Source organism: Lactobacillus iners DSM 13335, from assembly GCF_000160875.1.
Taxonomy (GTDB): domain Bacteria; phylum Bacillota; class Bacilli; order Lactobacillales; family Lactobacillaceae; genus Lactobacillus; species Lactobacillus iners.
This window is the reverse complement of the sequence record NZ_GG700806.1, coordinates 3095-3784: the sequence shown is the minus strand read 5'-3', so window position 1 is coordinate 3784 and position 690 is coordinate 3095. Positions and strand designations below refer to the sequence as shown.

At 37.7% G+C, this 690-nt stretch carries 1 protein-coding gene; it reads left to right on the top strand.

Translation table 11 applies throughout. The annotated features are described in order from the left end of the window. Positions 1-686 (top strand): restriction endonuclease subunit S (locus HMPREF0520_RS04325; RefSeq protein WP_006729704.1); only part of this gene is annotated, 686 nt, incomplete at its 5' end. Positions 687-690: the final 4 nt, after the last annotated feature.

Genomic DNA, 690 nt, shown 5'->3' with positions numbered 1-690 from the left:
AAGAGCAAGCACAGGCAATATTCAAGTCTTGGTTTGTTGACTTTGAGCCTTTTGGTGGCATTCAACCTTCTGAAATGCAATTCATTCCACTTCAAGAACTCTGTAAAGTAGTTACCAAGGGAACAACGCCAACAACGCTTGGCAAATCATTTACAAGCACAGGCATAAATTTCATAAAAGCGGAGTCAATACTTGATAATCATTCTATTGACAGCAGCAAGTTTGCTTTTATTGATGAAGAAACAAATGCACTATTGAAACGCTCGGTTATCAAAGCAAATGACATTGTATTCACTATTGCTGGCACTTTGGGTAGGTTTGCAATGGTAGATAATAGTGTGCTTCCGGCTAACACCAATCAAGCAGTTGCTATTATCAGACCTGATGAAACCAAGGTAACTCCTGCATATCTTTATAGTTTCTTCATTGGTAATTGGCATAATGAATACTATTCTAAAAGAATTCAGCAGGCCGTCCAAGCTAATTTGAGCCTTACTACCATTAAATCGCTACCTATTGCAGTCTTAAAAAATACAACAATGAACAATTATGAAAAATTAGTAAGTCCGTTATTTGCTTTAATGAAAAACAACGAAGAAGAGAATCGTAGGCTTTCCAAATTAAGAGATACCCTTTTACCTCGTTTAATGTCCGGCGAACTTGACGTCTCCAACCTCGACCTCTAAGCCA